18 protein-coding genes are annotated in these 18,544 nt (G+C 74.1%); 15 read left to right on the top strand and 3 right to left on the bottom strand.

Translation table 11 applies throughout. The features are described 5' to 3' along the window. Positions 1-43 precede the first annotated feature (43 nt). The 4 genes from RM779_RS16840 (at position 44) to RM779_RS16825 (ending at position 4,245) form a co-directional block, all read left to right on the top strand. Positions 44-1,369, top strand: coding sequence for an FAD-dependent oxidoreductase (locus tag RM779_RS16840; RefSeq protein WP_394813313.1), 1,326 nt, complete (start codon positions 44-46; stop codon positions 1,367-1,369). A 333-nt stretch (positions 1,370-1,702) separates the two neighbouring features. After that, positions 1,703-2,392, top strand: a complete 690-nt coding sequence (locus RM779_RS16835) for a ScbR family autoregulator-binding transcription factor (RefSeq protein ID WP_311618514.1) — start codon at positions 1,703-1,705, stop codon at positions 2,390-2,392. 259 nt (positions 2,393-2,651) lie between these two features. Continuing rightward, positions 2,652-3,422, top strand: coding sequence for an SDR family NAD(P)-dependent oxidoreductase (locus RM779_RS16830; protein WP_311618513.1), 771 nt, complete (start codon positions 2,652-2,654; stop codon positions 3,420-3,422). 187 nt (positions 3,423-3,609) lie between these two features. Beyond that, positions 3,610-4,245: a ScbR family autoregulator-binding transcription factor gene (locus RM779_RS16825; protein ID WP_311618512.1), complete on the top strand. Its 636-nt coding sequence runs from the start codon at positions 3,610-3,612 to the stop codon at positions 4,243-4,245. Positions 4,246-4,258: 13 nt separating this feature from the next. Here the strand turns inward: RM779_RS16825 and RM779_RS16820 are convergent, their stop codons facing one another. Together RM779_RS16820 and RM779_RS16815 are read right to left on the bottom strand one after the other, a co-directional pair. Next, positions 4,259-5,251 carry a YihY/virulence factor BrkB family protein gene (locus RM779_RS16820; protein WP_311618511.1) on the bottom strand — a complete coding sequence of 331 codons (993 nt, stop codon included), beginning with the start codon at positions 5,249-5,251 and terminating at the stop codon, positions 4,259-4,261. Between the two features lie 126 nt (positions 5,252-5,377). Then, positions 5,378-5,893 carry an Asp23/Gls24 family envelope stress response protein gene (locus tag RM779_RS16815; RefSeq protein ID WP_311618510.1) on the bottom strand — a complete coding sequence of 172 codons (516 nt, stop codon included), beginning with the start codon at positions 5,891-5,893 and terminating at the stop codon, positions 5,378-5,380. A gap of 127 nt (positions 5,894-6,020) precedes the next feature. Between RM779_RS16815 and RM779_RS16810 the strand changes: the two genes are divergently transcribed. The 7 genes from RM779_RS16810 (at position 6,021) to RM779_RS16780 (ending at position 12,209) form a co-directional block, all read left to right on the top strand. Then, the gene (locus RM779_RS16810) at positions 6,021-6,581 is read left to right on the top strand and encodes an RNA polymerase sigma factor (RefSeq protein ID WP_311618509.1); all 561 of its coding nucleotides are present in this window, start codon (positions 6,021-6,023) and stop codon (positions 6,579-6,581) included. Continuing rightward, complete coding sequence (locus tag RM779_RS16805) at positions 6,572-7,171, top strand: Asp23/Gls24 family envelope stress response protein (protein WP_311618508.1); 600 nt, start codon at positions 6,572-6,574, stop codon at positions 7,169-7,171. Before RM779_RS16810 ends, RM779_RS16805 begins: the two co-directional genes overlap by 10 nt. After that, on the top strand, positions 7,168-7,524 hold the full coding sequence (locus tag RM779_RS16800; protein WP_311618507.1) for an Asp23/Gls24 family envelope stress response protein: 357 nt from the start codon (positions 7,168-7,170) through the stop codon (positions 7,522-7,524). The genes RM779_RS16805 and RM779_RS16800 overlap by 4 nt, the downstream gene beginning before the upstream one ends. A 129-nt stretch (positions 7,525-7,653) precedes the next feature. After that, on the top strand, positions 7,654-8,916 hold the full coding sequence (locus tag RM779_RS16795; RefSeq protein WP_311618506.1) for a nucleotide sugar dehydrogenase: 1,263 nt from the start codon (positions 7,654-7,656) through the stop codon (positions 8,914-8,916). After that, positions 8,913-10,319: a glycosyltransferase family 2 protein gene (locus tag RM779_RS16790; protein WP_311618505.1), complete on the top strand. Its 1,407-nt coding sequence runs from the start codon at positions 8,913-8,915 to the stop codon at positions 10,317-10,319. Before RM779_RS16795 ends, RM779_RS16790 begins: the two co-directional genes overlap by 4 nt. A 97-nt stretch (positions 10,320-10,416) precedes the next feature. Then, entirely contained in the window at positions 10,417-11,919 is a 1,503-nt protein-coding gene (locus RM779_RS16785) for a polysaccharide deacetylase family protein (protein WP_311618504.1), read from the top strand. A gap of 20 nt (positions 11,920-11,939) precedes the next feature. Continuing rightward, positions 11,940-12,209, top strand: a complete 270-nt coding sequence (locus RM779_RS16780; RefSeq protein ID WP_311618503.1) for a DUF1876 domain-containing protein — start codon at positions 11,940-11,942, stop codon at positions 12,207-12,209. On the opposite strand, the gene RM779_RS16775 is transcribed toward RM779_RS16780, so the two are convergent. After that, positions 12,199-13,050, bottom strand: coding sequence for a PhzF family phenazine biosynthesis protein (locus tag RM779_RS16775; RefSeq protein WP_311618502.1), 852 nt, complete (start codon positions 13,048-13,050; stop codon positions 12,199-12,201). The two genes, RM779_RS16780 and RM779_RS16775, sit on opposite strands and share 11 nt — an antisense overlap. A gap of 426 nt (positions 13,051-13,476) precedes the next feature. On the opposite strand from RM779_RS16775, the gene RM779_RS16770 reads away from it, so the two are divergent. The 4 genes from RM779_RS16770 to RM779_RS16755 all read left to right on the top strand — a co-directional run bounded on the left by RM779_RS16770 (position 13,477) and on the right by RM779_RS16755 (position 18,530). Next, the gene (locus RM779_RS16770; protein WP_311618501.1) at positions 13,477-14,796 is read left to right on the top strand and encodes a multidrug effflux MFS transporter; all 1,320 of its coding nucleotides are present in this window, start codon (positions 13,477-13,479) and stop codon (positions 14,794-14,796) included. Further along, on the top strand, positions 14,793-15,857 hold the full coding sequence (locus tag RM779_RS16765) for a small ribosomal subunit Rsm22 family protein (RefSeq protein ID WP_311618500.1): 1,065 nt from the start codon (positions 14,793-14,795) through the stop codon (positions 15,855-15,857). Before RM779_RS16770 ends, RM779_RS16765 begins: the two co-directional genes overlap by 4 nt. Positions 15,858-15,916: 59 nt before the next feature. Then, entirely contained in the window at positions 15,917-16,678 is a 762-nt protein-coding gene (locus tag RM779_RS16760; protein WP_311618499.1) for a bifunctional DNA primase/polymerase, read from the top strand. A gap of 277 nt (positions 16,679-16,955) precedes the next feature. Continuing rightward, a complete protein-coding gene (locus RM779_RS16755) occupies positions 16,956-18,530 on the top strand; it encodes an alpha/beta hydrolase (RefSeq protein WP_311618498.1) in 1,575 nt (524 codons plus the stop codon). The last annotated feature ends 14 nt before the right edge of the window (positions 18,531-18,544 follow it).

Below are 18,544 nucleotides of genomic sequence, written 5' to 3'. Positions count from 1 at the left end.
GGGGAATCATGTCGGCGGCCGTGCGGTCGTCATGGGTGGGGGCATGGCCGGGCTGTTGGCGGCCCGGGTGCTTTCCGACGCGTTCACCGACGTCACGGTGGTGGACCGGGACGTACTCGCGGGAGTGGAGGGGCCGCGGCGCGGCGTGCCGCAGGGGCGGCAGGCACACGGCCTTCAGGCCCGTGGCCTGGCGGTCATCGAGGAACTGCTGCCCGGGATAACCGAGGAAATGGTCAAGGACGGGGCGCCGCTCGGTGACATGACGGCGAATGTGCGGCTGATATTCGACGGAGAACGCATACGCAACTCGCCCTCCGGGCTGATGACCCTGACGCTGAGCCGGCCGTTCCTCGAACGTCACGTGCGGGCGCGGGTCCAGGTGCTGCCGAACGTCACGTTCCGCGAACGGCTGGACGTCTGCGGCCTCGTGACCGCCGCGGGCGCGAGCCGCGTCACCGGCGTGCGGGTCCGGGCGGCGGGCGGGGGCGCGGGCGGCGGGGGCGCGGAGGAAGTGCTGCCCGCCGATCTCGTCGTGGACGCGACCGGGCGGGGCTCCCGCACACCGGTGTGGCTGCGGGAATTCGGCTATTCCGAGGCCGCGGTGGACCGGCTCGACGTCCGGCTCGGCTATGCGACGCGCCAATACCGCATGGCCCGGGACACCCTGGAGCGGGGCGAGTGCGAGATCGCCGTCGTCGCCTCGGTGGAGAGCCCGCGCGGCGCCATGTGCGTCAAGACCGAGGACGACCTGCTCATGGTCGTCGTCAACGGCATGCTCGGCGACCACCCGCCGACCGACCCGGACGGCTTCCTGGAGTTCGTCCGTTCGCTCCAGGCGCCGGACGCCTACGAGGCGATCAAGGACCTCGACCCCGTCGGCCCCCCGGTGGGCCACCGCTTCCCGGCGAACCTCAGGCGCCGCTACGAGCGGCTGCGCCGGTTCCCCCGCGGCCTGGTGCTGCTCGGCGACAGCGTGTGCAGCCTCAACCCGGCCTACGCGCAGGGCATGACGGTGGCCGCGCTGGGCGCCCTGGTCCTCCGCGACCACGTGGCGGACGGGCGGCTGCCGCGGCCCCGCCCGTACTTCCGCGACCTGGCCCGCCGGGCCGTCGGCCCGGCGTGGCGCCTGACGACGAGCGCCGACCTGGCCTTCCCCGGTGTGGTGGGGCCGCGGCCGCCCGCCGTACGGCTCGGGCACGCCTATGTGCGGCGGCTCCAAGTGGCCGCCCGGTACGACGAGGAGGTGGCCAGGGCCTATCTGCGGGTGGTGGCCCTGGTGTCCCCGGCGTCGTCCCTGATGCGGCCCGCGGTCCTGTGGAGGGTGCTCCGCGCCTCGCGCGGCGGCTCCCGGGCGGGGCGGGCCGCCTGATCCCGCCCGCGTTCCGCGCCGGGAAAACAGACGGCGGTTGTTGGGTCGGGGCACGTGTGAAGAAAAACAGGATGGGGAAACAGACACTCGGTGACCACCGGGCGTGTACCGGTGGACGTGCGCCGGGGGGCGCTCGTTTGGAGCGAAGAGGCAAGTACGCAGGTGAGCGAGGGGGCTTGTGCACGTGCATGCCGCCGGAGCCGGTCGGTGCGGCATGGACGAGGCATTCGGTCCCGCCGTTCCACCGGGGAAGGGGCGGGATTTACAAACCGCATGAACGGTTTATTCTGGGAGGTTCCGACATCGGCACGGGACAAGGAGAGTTGACGGGCGATGCAGGAGAGATCCGGGCGGACCCGCCGTAGGTTATTGGCGGCTGCGGCCGAGGTGATCGACAAGTTCGGTTACGCCGAGGCGACGATGAGTGACATCAGCCGTTATGCCCAGGTGACGAAGGGTGCGCTCTACTTCCACTTCGCCTCCAAGGACGAGCTGGCCATGCAGGTGCAGCAGCGCAGTCGCGAACTGCTCACCGAGACGCTGAACGAGTTGCACGGCGTCAACGGCTCGCCGCTCCAGACGCTCATCGACCTGACGCACGCGCTCGCCCGCTGGCTGTCCGACGAGCCCGCGGTCCGGGCGAGCCTGCGCATCGGCCAGGAGCGCTCCGGACAGGAGGAGCACGTCATCGACTACCACGTCACGTGCGTGACCGCCGCCTGGAGTTTGCTGCGGCAGGCGCGGGCGGAGCGTTGCCTGAACGAGTCGGTGACGCAGGAGGCCGCCGAGACGCTGGTGGCCGCGGTCGTCGCCGGCACCGAGGCGATGGCCTGGCGCGGGACGCCCGCGATCGAGGTGGCGGACCGGACGGCGGCGATGTGGCACCTGGTGCTGGCCGTGCTGGCCACCGAGGAGGCGCGCGCCGGACTGCGGACCGTGCCGCCCGCGGCGTGGTACGCGGCGGAAGTGGCGGAAGCGGCGGAAGGCGTGCCCGCGCACGGCGCGCCCAGGGACGAGGCGTAACGGCGGCGGCGCGACGAGACAGGAGACGTGCGGGCCGCCGAATCCCCCGGCGGCCCGCACGTTTACCCTCCCGGCCCTCCCGCTCCCTCCCTGCCACTCCCGGTCTTTTCGCGGGTATTCCCCCTTCGCCCCGGGATCAGAGAAAAGATACTGATTCAGCGGTGCCGGGGCACCGAGAAAAAAAGGCCGATATTCGCCGCCGGATTAGGTCCAAAAAAGCACCACGGGAATCGGCCGGTGCCCGGGTACGCTGCTCCTCATGCAGAATGAACCACGTTATTTAGAAGGCAAGGCCGTTCTCATCACGGGGGCGAGCAGCGGAATTGGTGCCGCGGCGGCCGCGGTGTTCGCGCGGCAGGGCGCGGCGGTCGTCCTGGCCGCGCGCCGGGAGGACAGACTCGCGGCCCTGACGGCCGGTTTACGAGCCGAGGGGGCCCTGGCGTCCCACGTGGTGTGCGACGTGCTGCGGCCCGGCGACGCCGCCCGCGCGGTGGAGGCCGTGCTGGAGCGCCACGGCCGGCTGGACGCCTGCTTCAACAACGCGGGGGTGGGCGGCGACCGGGCGCCGCTGCACCTGATGGACGACGAGGTGTACGACCGCATCATGGACACCAACGTCCGCGGCGTGTGGAACTGCATGCGCCACGAGATCCGCGCGATGCTGGAGCACGGCGGCGGCGCCATCGTCAATAACAGCAGCGTGGGCGGCATGGTCGCCATTCCGACGGCGGCTCCCTACATCGCCTCCAAGCACGCCGTCATCGGGCTGACCCGCGCGGCGGCCGACGAGTACGCGCGGCAGGGGATACGGGTCAACGCGATCGCTCCCGGGACGACGCGCAGCGAGATCATCGACGACTGGTTCGCGCGCAACCCGGAGATCGAACGGCAGGCGCACGCCTCGACGCCGCAGGGCAGGACGGCGGAGCCGGAGGAAGTGGCCGAGGCCGCCGCGTGGTTGTGCAGCGACAGCGCCTCGTTCGTCACCGGTGTGGTGATGCCGGTGGACGGGGGGTTCGTCAACCAGTGAGCCCGCCGATCGGGGCGGTGCCGCCGCCCCGGCCCCCGGCGTCCCCGGCCCGCAATCCAGCGGGCCGGGGCAAGTCCGGGGCTCCGCCCCGGAGTACATACAAACGCGCGTGCCGCTCGAAGCGGCGGAGGGTACACTCTGGTCGGTTTTTTTCGAGCAAACGGCCGGTGGCGCGGGGGAGGACACTTTGGCGCGGCAAGCGCGTGCGATTCTGAAGCGCAGGGTGATTCTGGAAGCGGCTGCTTCGGTTTTCAACGAGTACGGTTACGGCGCCTCCACCATTGCCCAGATTCTCGAACGTGCCGCTGTCACGCGCGGGGCCCTGTACTTCCACTTCTGTTCCAAGGAAGCCCTGGCGCGCAGCGTGCTCGCCGAGGCCGTGACCACCGAGGGGGTACGGCCGCAGCCGCTGAAGCTCCAGGAGTTCGTGGACGTCGGCCTGCTGCTCGCCCACCGGCTGCCGCGCGAGCCGCTGCTCAGCGCCTCGCTCCGGCTGTCCGTCGACCAGAACGCGCGAACGCTGTTCGGCACCCGCTGGCCGGACTGGATCGAGGTGGCCGCCCGCCTGCTCCAAGCCGGCCAGGAGCGCGGCGAAGTGCTGCCGCACATCATTCCCGCGGAGACCGGCCGCATCTTCATCGGCGCCTGGACAGGCGTCGGACTCGTCTCGGAAACGCTCGACCCCGTACCGGAACTGACCACGGACATAGCGAAGTTCTTCGATCTCCTGCTGCCGAGCATCGCCGTGCCGAGTGTGCTGATCAAACTCGACACCTCGCCCGGGCGGGTGCCCCGGCTGCTGCGCGCGGCCGGGGAGGGCTGAGCGCCCCGCCGGATCAGCCGCGCCGGCCGTGGCCCGAGGCCACCGGTGGCGCGGCGCGGGCGGGGCCGCCGGTGGCCCCGGACCCCGCGGCCCGTTCGCCGGCCCGATCGCCGACCTGTTCGCCGGCCCGTTCCCCGGCCCGTTCTTCCGCGTGCCGCGGGGGCGTTGCGGGCAGCCTGGCCAGTTCCGCGTTGAACTGCGCCCCGGCGAGCAGGGTCAGGTTCGACACCCACAGCCAGACCAGGAACACGATCATCCCCGCCAGCGACCCGTACAGCCGGTTGTAGGTGGGGACGCTGGACGCGTACAGCGCGAAGCCCGCGGACGCGAACAGCCACAGCAGCACGGCGAGCGCGCCGCCGGGCGCCGAGCGGCGCGGCGCGCGCGTCCCGGCCGGGCCGGTACGGAACAGCATCAGCACCAGGCCCGTCACCAGCACCAGCAGCAGCGGCCACTTGAGCACGTTCCACGCGGTGCTGCCCGCCTCGCCCGTGCCGAGCAGCCGCCCCAGCGAACGGACCGCGCCGCCCGTCAGGATCAGCACCGTCGCGCTGCACACCAGCAGCCCGAGCAGCCCGAGCGCCGTCAGCATGGTGCGCGGCACCGCCCGCCACGGCGGCCTGCGGTCCACCACGTCGTGCATGCCGTGCAGCACCCGCCGGAAGACGCTCAGGTAGTTGTACGCCGACAGCCAGGCGCTCGCCGAACCGACCGTGATGACCAGCCAGGCGGCCGAACGCCGCCCGGCCGGCTCCTGAAGCGCGGCCCGCACCTCGGAGCCGGAGCCCGCCGGGAGCAGCGAGGTCACCTCGCCGATCAGCTCCTGCGCCGCCGCCGGGTGCGCGAGCCCGGTCACGGACATCGCGACCAGCAGGGTCGGGAAGACCGCGAGCACGGAGTAGTAGGTCAGGGCCGCCGCCCAGTGGTCGATGTCGTCGCGCCACAGCGACATGGGGGTCCGCCGCAGCGCCACCGCCCACCGGGCGGGCGGCCTTCGGTCACGCATGAATTCACCTCGTCGTCAGGCCCAGCACCGCGACCGCCCACACGGCGACGGCGACGGCGATGATCCCCACGGCGGGGGAGGGCCGTTGTGCCCAGTGCGGACCGCGCATGCGCGCGTCCCGGCACATCACTGCACGCGCGGCTCGTCGTCCGCCACCTCGTCGTCCGGCAGGCGGACGTCGACGACGGAAACGTTGACCTCGATGACCTCAAGACCGGTCATGCGCTCGACGGCCGCGATCACGTTCTCCCTGATGTCCCGGGCGACGTCCCTGATCGGCACCCCGTACTCGACCATCACGTCCAGGTCGACGGCCGTCTGCCGCTGCCCGACCTCGACCTTCACGCCGCGGCTCGCGCTCGCCCGGCCGCCGGGCACCCGGTCGCGGACCGCGCCGAGCGTCCTGGACAGCGTGCCGCCCAGCGCGTGCACGCCGGGCACCTCGCGGGCGGCGAGCCCCGCGATCTTCTCGACCACGCCGGCCGCGATGGACGTCTGCCCGCGCGTCGCCGCCGGCTCCTGCGGACCCGTGGCGCCCTCGCTCACGGTGGTCACGCCCTCGGACGAGACGCCCGCCGTCCGGGCTGCCTGGGGTGATTCCTCCGCGGGCGCGGCGGACGCGGGTGCTGTCTTCGTTGCCATGGCATACCTTCCCGTTGGGGCCCGATCGTGCTCTGCCACTCTGTTGGACACGGGCCGGCGCGAATCGTCACGCGCGGTTCCGCACTTTTTCCCGGGTTTTCTCCGGGGAACCGGAAGGAGTTGGTGGGTGCCCGACGAGGCGGAGCCCGCGGCGGACGACGCACTGCTGGCCGCACGGGCCGGAGAGGGCGACGAGGAAGCCTTCGAGACGCTGGTCCGGCGCCACGGCCCGGTGCTGCTGCGGCTGGCCAGCCACCTGCTCGGCGGGGGCACGGACGCGGAGGACGCCATTCAGGAGGCGTTCGTCCAGGCCTGGCGGCGGCTGCCCGAGTTCCGCGGCGACGCCACGTTCAGGACCTGGATGTACCGGATCGTCACCAACCGCTGCCTGAACCAACTGCGCGCCCGGCGGCCCACCGCGCCGCTGGAGGCGGTGGCCGAGCCGGCCGCGCCGGAACACCTGGTCTCGCCCGCGCGGACGGCCGAGAACACGGCGGCGGTGATGGCGCTGCACGTCGCCCTGGCCGGGCTCTCCCCCGAACAGCGCGCCTGCTGGGTGCTGCGGGAGTTCCACGGGCTGTCCTACGAGGACATCGCGCATACGGTGGGAATCAGCCAGCAGGCCGTGCGCGGCCGGATCTTCAGGGCCAGGCGCTACCTGACGGAGGCGATGGAAGCATGGCGCTAGACGAGCCGCTCGAAGCGGAGGAGCTGCCGTGCGGCCGGTCGCTGCAGGACGTCTGGGAGACCTGGGACGAGGGCAGGACCGGCGAGGACCCGCACTACGCCTCCTGCCCGCACTGTTCCGCCGCGCTCGACGAGCTGCGTGCGCTCGGCGAGTTCGTCGAGCAGAGCAGGTCGGCGCCGGAGCCGGCGGAGACGCTCGACGCACGTGCCGTCACCGCCCGCGTCATGGACATCGTGCGGCTCGAACTGCGCCCGGGGCGCAGCCTGCCGCTGGGCGAGCCGGACGAGGACGCCTGGATCGTGGAGGCCGCCGCGGCCAAGACCTTCCGCGCCGCCGCGGAATCGCTGCCCGGCGTGCGCGCGGGCAGCTGCCGCATCGAGCCGCTGGGCGCGGGGTCCGGCACATCACGCGGCCCCGTCCGGGTACGCCTTGCGGTGACGGCCGAGCTGACCTGGACCGTTCCGCGCCTGGCCGACGCGGTGCGGGAACGGGTGGCACGGGCCGCGCTGGAAGCCATCGGCCTCGACGTGCGGGCCATCGACATCGCGGTCGTGGACCTGGTGGACACGCTGGACAGGAGGACGCGGTGAACGGTCGCCCCGCAGATCTGGAAACGCGGGTACGGGACGCCGCCGCCGCTGCGGTCCTGACCGTGCCGGGGGTGGCGTTCCTGCGGCCCGGGCTGAGCGGGCTGCTGCGCGGCAGGTCCGGCCGCACCGGCCAGGGAGCGCGCGGCGCGGGCGCGGTGCGGGTCAGGCGCGGTGGCGCGCCGGGCAGCTGGGAGATCGGGGTCGAGCTGGCGACGCTGCGCGGGCACCGCGCGCTCGACGTGACGCGTTCGGTGCGGTCCGCGGTCCGCCGGGCCGTCGGCGAGGAGACGGGGTCCGCGGACCTGGCGGCGGGACGCGTCACCGTGAGCGTGACGGTCACCGGCATCGCCTGAGCCCCCGCCCGCGGTCCTGACCGGCGGAACCGTCGGACGCAACCGTCGGAAATGTTCTTATTTTCCGGAGTGTGACGGTATGTTCTGAGCGATCCGGAGGGACACCCTCCACCGGCAGATGGGCAAGTCATGCGATGGTCTCCAGGGCCGGTGGCGGTCCTCGGGCTCGGCTACGTCGGCCTCCCCACCGCGCTCGCGCTGTGCTCCGCCGGCCAGCGCGTCATCGGCCTCGACACCGACCCGCACCGCCTCGATGCCGTCCGGCGCGGCGCCGTCGACCTGCCGGACGCCGACCGCGCGCGGCTGCGCGCCCTCGCCGCGGGCCCCTCGTTCACCCTCACCGGCGACCCCGCCGCCGTGGCCGCCGCGGGCTCGGTCGTCATCTGCGTGCCCACCCCCGTCGACGACCACCTGCTGCCCGACCCGCGCGCCCTGCGCGCCGCCTGCGCCTCGGTCGTCCGCCACGCCACCGCCGGCCAGACGATCGTGCTCGCCTCCACCAGCTACGTCGGCACCACCCGCGAACTGCTCCTCGACCCGCTCGCGGACCGCGGACTCGGCCCCGCCAGCGATGTCTTCGTCGCCTGCGCCCCCGAACGCATCGACCCCGGCAACGCGGACCGCCCGCAGGCCGCCGTCCCGCGCGTCGTCGGCGGGGCCACGCCCGAGTGCGGCCGCCGCGCGGCCGCGCTGCTGCGGCCCGTCGCCGCCCGCGTCCACGTCGTCGGCTCGCCCGAGACCGCCGAGCTGACGAAGCTCCTGGAGAACACCTTCCGCGCCGTCAACATCGCACTCGCCAACGAGTTCGCCACCATCGCGGGCCACCTCGGCCTCGACGTCACCGAGGTCGTCGACGCCGCCGCCACCAAACCGTACGGCTTCATGCCCTTCCGGCCGGGACCCGGCGCCGGCGGGCACTGCATCCCCTGCGACCCGCACTACCTGCTGTGGCAGCTGCGCGCCGCCCGCGTGCCCGCGCCGCTCGTCGACACCGCGATGACCGCGCTCGCCGCCCGCCCGCCCGCCGTGGCCCGCCGCGCCCGCGACATCCTGGCCGCCCGCGGCGTCCCCGCCCGCGGCGCCCGCGTCCTGGTGGCCGGGGTCGCCTACAAACCGGGCGTCGCCGACCACCGCGAATCGTCCGCGCTCCGCCTCATCGAGGACCTGCTCCTGGCCGGTGCCGACGTCGCCTACACCGACCCGCTGATCCCCGAACTGCCGGTGGGCGGCCGACTGCTGCACCACCGGGCCGACCCGGCGGAACGGCCCTGGGACCTCGTCGTCGTCCACACCGTCCACCCGGGCCAGGACCTGGGCTGGCTGGAGGACTGCGGGCCGGTCCTCGACGCGACCTACCGCCTTCAGAGCCCCAAGGGCCGGTACCTGGTATGAGTCTCGCCCCCCGCTACGGCAGCCTCGACGACGGCGTGCGGCACGCCCTGCGCCGCCTGGTCACCCTGCTCGCCCTGCTCCCGCTGCTGATCCTGCTCGCCGCCCAGGCCCCGCGCCTGCCCGGCGGCCCGCTGGTCCTCGGCTACGGCTTCCTGGTGCTCGCGGTCACCACCGTCATGCTGTTCCTCGCCTACGCCCACTACGAGGACCCGGCCGTGCGCACCGTGCGCCGCCGCCCGGCCGCCGCCACCGCGGACTTCCCGCCGCTGCCGCCCGCGCCCCGCGTCAGCTTCCTGCTCGCCGTCAAGGACGAGCAGGACCACATCGAGTCCTGCGTGCGGTCCATGGCGGCGAGCGACTGCCCGGGACTCGACCTCGTCGTCGTGGACGACGCCTCCACCGACGACACCCCCGCGATCCTGCGCCGCCTGGCCGCCGAACTCCCCGTCCGGCTGCTGTTCCTCGACCGCAACGTCGGCAAGAAGCGCGCCCTGGTCCTGGCCGCGGAACATGCCGAAGGCGACGTGCTGGCGTTCACCGACTCCGACTGCCAGCTGGCGCCCGACGCGCTCCGCCGCTGCGTCGATGCCCTCGTCCGCCACCCGGAACTCGGCGCCGTCAGCGGCCACGCCCGCGCCCTGAACGCCGACGCCACGCTCCTCACCCGCGTTCAAGACGTCTGGTACGAGGGGCAGTTCCGCGTCGCCAAGGCCGCCGAGGCCGTATTCGGCGCCGTCACCTGCGTCTCCGGCCCCCTCGCCGTCTTCCGCCGCGACGCCGTCTACAACTACCTGCCCGCCTGGGCCGAGGACCGTTTCCTCGGCCGCGACTTCCGCTTCGCCACCGACCGGCAGCTCACCGGCTACGTCCTCGGCCAGTTCCGGCTCGGCCGCCGCCTCAAGGCGCGGCACGCCGGCTCGTCGTTCGTCCAGGGCACCGACCACCCCGAACGGGCCTGGCGCACCGGCTACGTGCGCTCCGCCGTGGTCCGCACCACCGTGCCCGCCCGGCTGCGGCCGTTCCTGCGGCAGCAGATCCGCTGGAAGAAGAGCTTCATCCGCAACATCTTCTTCACCGGCACCTTCATGTGGCGCCGCGGCCCGGCCGCCGCCGCGCTCTACTACGGGCACGTCCTGTGGGTCCTGGCCGCGCCCGTCATGGCCGTGCGGCACCTGCTGTGGGCGCCGGCCGCCGGGCTGTGGACGCTCACCGCGCTCTACCTCGCCGGGGTCCTCCTCAAGGGCGTCGTGTGGGGCGTCGCCTTCCGCATCGACCACCCGGGAACGCCGCGCTGGCGCTACCGGCCGCTGATGAGCCTGCTGTCCGCGACGCTGCTCGCCTGGCTGCTGCCCTGGTCCCTGCTCACGATCCGGCGCAACGTCTGGTCCAGGAGCGCCACATGAAAACCCTGCGTGTCCTGCGGACGGCCGCCGCCGCGCTCGCCGTCCTCGCCCTCTACGGGCTCGTGCTCGGCCGCGGCCGGTGGCCGCAGTGGCCGCAGTGGCCGCTGCCGTGAACGCCCGCCTGCTGCGCGCCGCGCTCGGCCTCGCCGCCGCGGCGGTCGTGGCCGCCCCGTTCGCCGCCGCCTGGCAGCTGCACGAGCACCGCGGCGACGTCACCGCCCAGGACGCCGCCCCCGCACCGGCCGCCGACCCGGCCGCGACCGCCGCCTGGCGCGCGCTCGGCGCCGCGCTCCCCGACCGCACGCCCCCCGTCGTCCTCGCCTACCACGACATCGGGCACGACCCCGGCAACCGCTACACCGTCACCCCGGAACGCCTCGACGCGCACCTCACCGCGCTCGCCGCGGCGGGCTACCGCACCCTCACCGCCGAGGAGTTCGCCGACTGGGCCGAGGGCGGGCCGCCACCGCCGCGCGGCGTGCTGCTGACGTTCGACGACGGCACCCACGGCCTGTGGGTCCACGCCGACCGCATCCTGGCCCGGCACGGCGCGCACGGCTCGGCGTTCCTCATCACCGGCCGCGTCGGCCGCCACCGCCCCTACTACCTGTCGTGGCCGGAGATCTCCCGCATGCACGCCTCGGGCCGCTGGGACTTCCAGAGCCACACCCACGACCTGCACACCCGCGGCGCGGACAGCGGCGGCGCGGACGGCGGCGGCGCGGACGGCGGCGGCGCGGACGGCGGCGGCGCGGACGGCGGCGGCGCGGACGGCGGCGGCGCGGACGGCGGCGGCGCGCAGGACGTGCGCACGGACCTGAGGCGGTCGCTCGACGCGTTCGCCGCACACGGCCTGCCCAGGCCCGCGCTGTTCTCCTACCCGTTCTCCGAGACCCGCGGCTTCCCCGACGCCCTGGTCCGCGACCTGTTCACCGCCACGCTGACCAACCGCACCGGCCGGCCGCTGCCGCCCAGCCGCAGGTCCGCGCCAGGCGAGCGCTTCGAACGCCTCGAAGTGCTGTCCGGCACCACCGCGGACGCACTCGTGCGCGAAGTGGCCAGGCGCACCCCGCTGCCGCCAGGCGGCGACCTGCTGGCCGACCGGGAGCGCTGGATCGCCGCCGACCGCAGGCCGCCCGCGCCCGGCACGCTCCCCGGCGGCGGGCCGCGCAGGCCCGCCGCCGGGCGCTACCAGTACGCCGAATACGCCCCGCACGCCACCGCCGACTGGGACGGCTACACCGTCCGCGCGGACGTCTCGGGCCTGACCGCGGGCGGCGCGACGTTCGGCCTGGCCGCCCGCGTCGGCGGCGGGTCCCCGGTCCAGGTCCGCGTCTCCCACCACCGCGTCCGCCTCGTCGAGAACGGCAGCACCCGCGCCGAACGCCGGCTGCCGCGCGGCACGGCGCACCGCGTCGAGCTGACCGTGCGGGGCGGCCGGACCACCGTCGTGGTCGACGGCCGGGTGCGCCTGGCGGCCACCGCGGACACCGCACCCGGCACCGGCGGCGTCGCCGTGTCCGCCTCACGCGCCGGCCGGGACGTCCCCTGGCCGGTCATCGACGCTCTTCGCGTCGAAAGAATCGGGCAGGAGCAGTGAACGAGGAAAGGAGGACGGGCATGCCGACCGAGACATGGCACGTACGGGTGTCCATCGACACCGACGGCCGGCTGACGCGGGCCGAGGCCAGGCTGGAGGACAAGCCGGACACCGTCCTGGTCAGCGAGGGCACGGCCAGGGCCAACCCCAGCGACGCGAACGTTCCCGACATCGGCCGCGAACTCGCCGTGGCCCGTGCCCTGTCGGAGCTGTCGCATCAGCTGGTGCACCTCACGGTCCAGGACATCGAGTCCCGCACCCACCGGCCCGTGCGGCACCTCAAGCCGTAGGGCCCTGGATCGCGACCGCCGTGCCGGAGACGTGCACCCGCGGGTCGTCCGGCTCCAGCGTCACCGTCAGCAGGGACGGGCGGCCCATATCGTGCCCCTGGTGCAGCGTGAGCACCGCCGGGGGCGCGGCCAGGCCCAGGGCGCGCAGGTAGCCGCCGAGGGCCGCGGCCGCCGCCCCCGTCGCCGGGTCCTCCACCACGCCGCCCACGGGGAACGGGTTCCGCACGTGGTGGACGGCCGCGGACTCGCGCCACACCAGCGAGACGGTCGTCAGGTCGAGGCGCAGCATCAGCGCCGCCAGGCGGTCGAAGTCGTAGTCGAGCGCCGCCAGCCGCTCCCGCGTCGCCGCCGCCACCACCAGGTGCCGCGCCCCGGCGTAGGCGATGCGCGGCGGCAGCGCCGTGTCCAGGTCGCCGGGCCGCCAGCCGAGCGCGGCCAGCGCCCCGGCCAGGTCGGCCGCGGCCACCGGCTCCTGCCGCGCCGGCACGCTGGAGAGCGTGGCGCGCGGCGCGCCGCCGTTCGCGGTCACCGTCACGGGCACCTCCCCGGCCCGGGTCAGGAACGTGCGGCCGCCGGTCCCGGCCCGTTCGGCCAGCGCCACGGCCGCCGCCACCGTCGCGTGTCCGCAGAACGGCACTTCCGCCCGCGGGCTGAAGTACCGCGCCGTGAAGGAGCCGCCGCCCCGCGGCACGAGGAAGGCGGTCTCCGAGTACCCCACCTCCGCCGCGATCCGCAGCATCGCCGCCTCGTCGAGCCCCGAGGCGTCGAGGACCACGCCCGCCGGGTTGCCGCCCGCCGGGTCGGTCGTGAACGCCGCATACCTGAGCACCTCGTGAGTCATGCCGGGCCAACCCGGCCGCCGGTCACGGGTATTCCGTTATTCCGTCACTCGAACGAGGGAACGTGGGCTCGCCGGCCCGGCGTGTGCTTGGTCACGTCGCGCGCCCCCGGGTGCGCCGGTGCCCGCCGCGGGCCTGCCCGCCCCGGGGGGCGCGCGACGGCGCGCGCCCCGCGTCCCACGGCCCGCGGTGCCCGCCGCGGACGCGGTCGGTCCGCGGGCGCGTGACCAGCGGCTCCACACGGAACGGCGGCGCGGGACCGGGCGCCCACGGGCCCGGTTCGTGCGCCTGCACGGCCGTCACGACCGGTCCGCGCCGGGTCCGTTCCCGGCCGTCCGCGGGGCGCCGGCGGGGGCGAAACGGAGTGGGGGCGGCCCGGCCATTCATGGGATGATCGGATCGTTCCCCGCTCAAGCACGGAGAGGTTCATGAACCAGCCCGGCCCGACAGCCACGGCCGCCCCCGACTCCACCGCCCCGTCCCCCAGCCGCATATCCTCCCCGAGCCCGGCCCGCGCCGACATCAGTCGCACGCAGCGGGCCGGACTGCTGCTCACCCTCATCCTCGGCGGCCTCTCCGCCGTGCCGCCGCTGTCCCTGGACATGTACCTCCCGGCCCTCCCGGAGATCGGCGACGCCCTGGGTACCGGCGCCGCCACGGTACAGCTGACCCTGACGGCCTGCCTCCTCGGCCTCGGCCTCGGCCAGCTCGTCGTCGGGCCGATGAGCGACCAGCTCGGCCGCCGCGTGCCGCTGATGGTCGGCATGCTCGCCTACGTGGTGGCCTCCGTGGCCTGCGCGCTGGCGCCCAACGTGGAGACGCTGACCCTCTTCAGGCTCCTCCAGGGCCTGGCCGGCGCGGCGGGCATCGTCATCGCCCGCGCCGTCGTCCGCGACCTGTTCCGCGGCGTCGCCATGGCCCGGTTCTTCTCCTCCCTCATGCTCGTCTCCGGCGTGGCGCCCATCCTGGCGCCCGTCTTCGGCGGCCAGTTGATGCGCGTCACCGACTGGCGCGGCATCTTCGTGGTGCTCGCCGCCGCCGGTCTTGTGCTCGTCCTCGTCGTCTACCGCTGGCTGCCCGAAACCCTGCCGAGGGAACGCCGCAACTCCGGCGGCGTCCCTGCCGCCCTGCGCGCCATGGGCGGGCTGTTCACCGACCGCGTCTTCACCGGCCACCTGCTCGTCGGCAGCCTCGTCTTCGCCTCGCTGTTCGCTTACGTGGCCGCCTCCCCGTTCGTGATCCAGGAAATTTACGGCGCCTCGCCGCAGACGTTCAGCATGCTCTTCATGCTCAACTCGATCTCCCTGGTCGCCATGGGCCAGGTCAACGGCAAGATTCTCATCGGCCGCGTGCCCACCCTGCGCATCATGGCCGCGGGCCTGACCGTCATCACCCTGGCCGCCGCCGCGCTGCTGCTGATGACCACGGGCGTGTTCGGCGAGCCCGGGCTCCTGCCCGTATCGGTCGGCCTCTTCGTGCTGATGGGGGCCATGCCGCTGGTCATGCCCAACGCGAACGCGGAGGGCCTGGACCGGGCCGGGCACGCCGCGGGCTCCGCCTCCGCGCTGCTGGGCGCGTCCGCGTTCTTCGTCGGCGCCATCGCCTCCCCGCTCGTCGGCATCGCGGGCGAGGAGACCGCGGTCCCGATGGCTGTGGTGCAACTCACGTTCGCCGTGCTCGCCGTGGGCTGCTTCTTCACCCTCTGCCGCCCGCGCCGCCGCAGGACCAGCCCTATCCTGGCCCGGTGACCAGCACCTCCGAGCGCCTGCGTACCGCGCTGGACCAGCTGCTGGACGGCCTGCCGCCCCGCCGGGCGGCCGGCGCGGTCGAGCAGCTCATGGCCGGCTACCGGGACGAAGGACGCGGCGCGGCCCCGCCCGTCCTCGCCGACCGGGCCGCCGCCGTCGCGTACGCGGCCTACCGCATGCCCGCGACCTTCGAGGCCGTCGCCGCGGCCCTGGGCCGCTTCGCCGACCTCACCCCCGGCTGGGCCCCGGCCGGCCACCTCGACCTCGGCGGCGGCACCGGCGCCGCCGCCTGGGCCGCGGCCGAGGTGTGGCCGGCCGCCGGCCGCCCCACCGTGGTCCTCGACCGCGCGGGGCCCGCGCTCGACCTCGGCCGCGAGCTGGCCGGCGGCCGGCTCGACGGCGTCGAGTGGCGCCAGGCCCGCCTCGGCGCCCAGGGCACCGCGCTGCCCGCGGCCGACCTGGTCACCGCCTCGTACGTGCTCGGCGAGCTGCCGGCGGCCGACCGCGACGCGCTGACCGACGCCGCCGCCGCGGCCGGGACCGCCGTCGTGCTCGTCGAGCCCGGCACGCCCGGCGGCTACCGCCGCATCAGGGCCGCCAGGGACCGGCTGATCGCCGCCGGGCTGCGCGTCCTCGCGCCCTGCCCGCACGGCGGCACCTGCCCCGTCACCGGCGACGACTGGTGCCACTTCGCGGCCCGCGTCAGCCGCTCGGCACTCCACCGACGGGTGAAAGGCGGTGTACTGCCGTACGAGGACGAGAAGTTCGCCTACGTCGCCGCCGCGCGGGACTCCGTCGCCGGCCGTCCCGCGCCCGGCCGCATCGTGCGCAGGCCCCTGCTGCGGAAGGGGCAGGTGCTGCTCGATCTGTGCACGGCCGACGGCGAGCTGCGCCGCGAAACCGTCTCCAAGCGCCACCGCGAGGACTACCGCGCGGCCCGTTCCGGCGACTGGGGCGCGCCCTGGCCGCCCCTTTCCCCTCTTTCTCCCGATTACCCATCCGAGACCGACACAGGGCAGGATGTGCCCGATACGCGCGACACGCGCGTTACAGCGGAATAAAAGGACGGCCGGATACGCTCCACGGCGCGTCGGCAAAGAAGTGAGGCGGCAGGAGGCTCATGGAACGCGAGAGCAGATTCCCCCGCTGGCTGCGCCGCGGAGCACGTGGCGCCGCCGCAGGCGCCGCCGCCGCGAAGGCCCGCGAGAACCTGCTGCTCGCCGTCGCCGACGCGGGCCTGCCGCTCGCGCCGGCCGCGCACCCGCAGGGCTACGGCTGTTCCTGCGAGCGCATCGGCTGTCCCACCCCGGGCCGCCACCCGGTGTCGCTCGCCTGGCAGACCCAGGCCACCACCGACCGCGACCAGATCCTGCGGTGGCTGCGCGCCGACCCCGAGTGCAATTTCATCACCGCCACCGGCCGCACCCACGACGTGCTCGACCTGCCCGCCGTCGCGGGCTACACGGCCCTGGAACGCCTGGCCGGGGAGAACGTGGACATCGGGCCCGTCGCGGTCGCCGACCCCGACCGGGTCCTGTTCTTCACCGCCACCCGCGGCACCCCGGACGACGAGGACGAGTGGTGGCCCTGCGCCCTCGACTGCCACCCCGAGAGCGTCGACGAGCATCCGGGGCTGCGCTGGCACTGCCGCGGCAGCTACGTCCTGGTGCCGCCCTCCCGCGTCCCCGCGGCCGTCGAGGGCGGCGTGCGCTGGCTGCGCGGCCCTGAACATCCGCTGCCGGAGCCACTCATGCTGCTCGAAGCCCTCACCGACGCCTGCGGCGGCCTGGCCGCCGAGCGGCAGCAGCCGCACGGCAGCGAGGCGCCGCACAGCTCGTTCCGCCCCTGGCGCGCTCAGGCCGGTCCGGTCCAGGGCGCCTGACTCGCCCCGACCACGGCCCACCGGCGGTAACACCGGAACGCGCGCGGCGGCAGTGCGCCGTGTCACCGTTCGTTCGTTACATCCGTCATCGGTACTGGTGACGGACCGCACTCGTCGCGGTCCCGGCGCACGCGGATCATGGATTCCACCTACCCCTCCATCACGCCGCGGCAGCGACGGCTCGGGCAGGGCCGGCAGCTGAGCGGATGCCGTCCTCACGCACGCGCCGTCCCGTCCCACGGCCGGCCGGCTCACGTCGGCGTCCGTAAGGAGAACCATGTCCACCCGTGCCCGCCTCCATCGAACGGCAGCGTTCGGCGCAACGCTGCTGCTGGTGGGAATGCTCGGTGCCTGCACGTCATCGAGCGCTGAGGAGTCCCCGGAGGAGTCTCCGGACGAGTCGTCGCAAGAGTCGTCGGAGGAGCTGCGGCGTTTCTACGAGCAGGACCTGGCCTTCGAGCCCTGCGAGCCCTACGCGACCACCGAGGCCGACGCGCAGATCTTCGCGAACGAGCAGTTCGAGTGCGCCCGCATGGAGGCGCCGATGGACTATGACGACCCCGGCGGCGAGACCGTGTCGATCGCGCTGCTGCGGTTGCCGGCGAAGGGAGAGCCGATCGGATCACTGCTGACCAATCCGGGCGGCCCCGGATACTCGGGCCTGAGCTTCCCCGCGATCATCTCCGCGCTGGCCCCCGAGAACCCGGTCGTGGAGCGGTTCGACCTGATCGGCGTCGATCCGCGCGGCGTCGGCGCGTCCACCCCCGCGCTGGACTGCTACACCGACGCCGAACGCGAGAACGACGCGCTGTCGGCGAAGTTCAACGTGACCGAGGAACAGACACGGCAGTGGATGCGGCAGTGCGCCGAGCGCACCGGCAGCGAGGAGTTCCTCTCCCACGTGGGCACGCGGGACGCCGCGCGTGACATGGACGTGCTGCGGGCGGTGCTGGGCGACGAGGAGCTGAGCTACCTCGGCACGAGCTACGGCTCGCGGCTTGGAGCGGTCTACGCCGATATGTTCCCGGACAATGTCCGGGCGCTCGTGCTCGACGGGGCGATGAACCCGTACGCCGCCACCGCCGAACGGCGCGAATCGCAGTACGCCGGCCTGCAGCGCTCGTTCGAGCTGATGGGCGCCTCCTGCACGGAACTGCCCGACTGCCCGCTTGGCTCCGATCCCGACGCGGTGACCGAACGGTTCCAGGAGATCGTCCAACCCCTGCTCGACGAGCCGGTCCCGGCCGGCGACGGCCGGGTCCTCACCTACTTCGACGCGACCGACGGGGTCGTCTCCGGGCTGTACTCGGAAGCGAGTTGGCCCACGATCATCGAGGGAATCCGCGAGGTCAGGGACGGACGCGGCGAGACCCTGATGGGGCTGCACGACGGCTACTACCAGCGGAGTGCCGACGGCAGCTACAGCAACGCCCTCGAAGCCACCGAGGCCATCAACTGCCTGGACGAGGTGCGGCACACCCCGGAACAGGAGACGGCGCTCCAGCGCACGGTCATCGCCGCCGCCCCCTTCGCCGACCCCGGCCGGCCGCTGGGCGAGACGAGGAACAAGTGCGAGTCCTGGCCGGTGGAGCCGACCCTGGGCTACCCGTACGCCACTGACATCGAGGGACTGGCCGACACGCTGACCGTCGCCGTCACCGGCGACCCCGTGGCCCCGTACGAGGACGGCACCCGCCTGGCCGAAGCGCTGGACGGCAGCCTGCTCACCGTCGAGGGCGAGCAGCACGGCGCCGCCCTGGTCGCCGGCAACGCGTGCGTCGACGACATCGTCGCCGACTACCTCGTCAACCTGGACTCCCCACCCGCCGACGCCAGGTGCACCCTCGAATGACCCGGCCCCGCCGG

This window comes from Streptomyces johnsoniae (assembly GCF_031845565.1).
Classification (GTDB): domain Bacteria; phylum Actinomycetota; class Actinomycetes; order Streptomycetales; family Streptomycetaceae; genus Streptomyces; species Streptomyces johnsoniae.
Note: the sequence above shows the minus strand (reverse complement) of the source record. Positions and strands in the feature narration are given on the sequence as shown.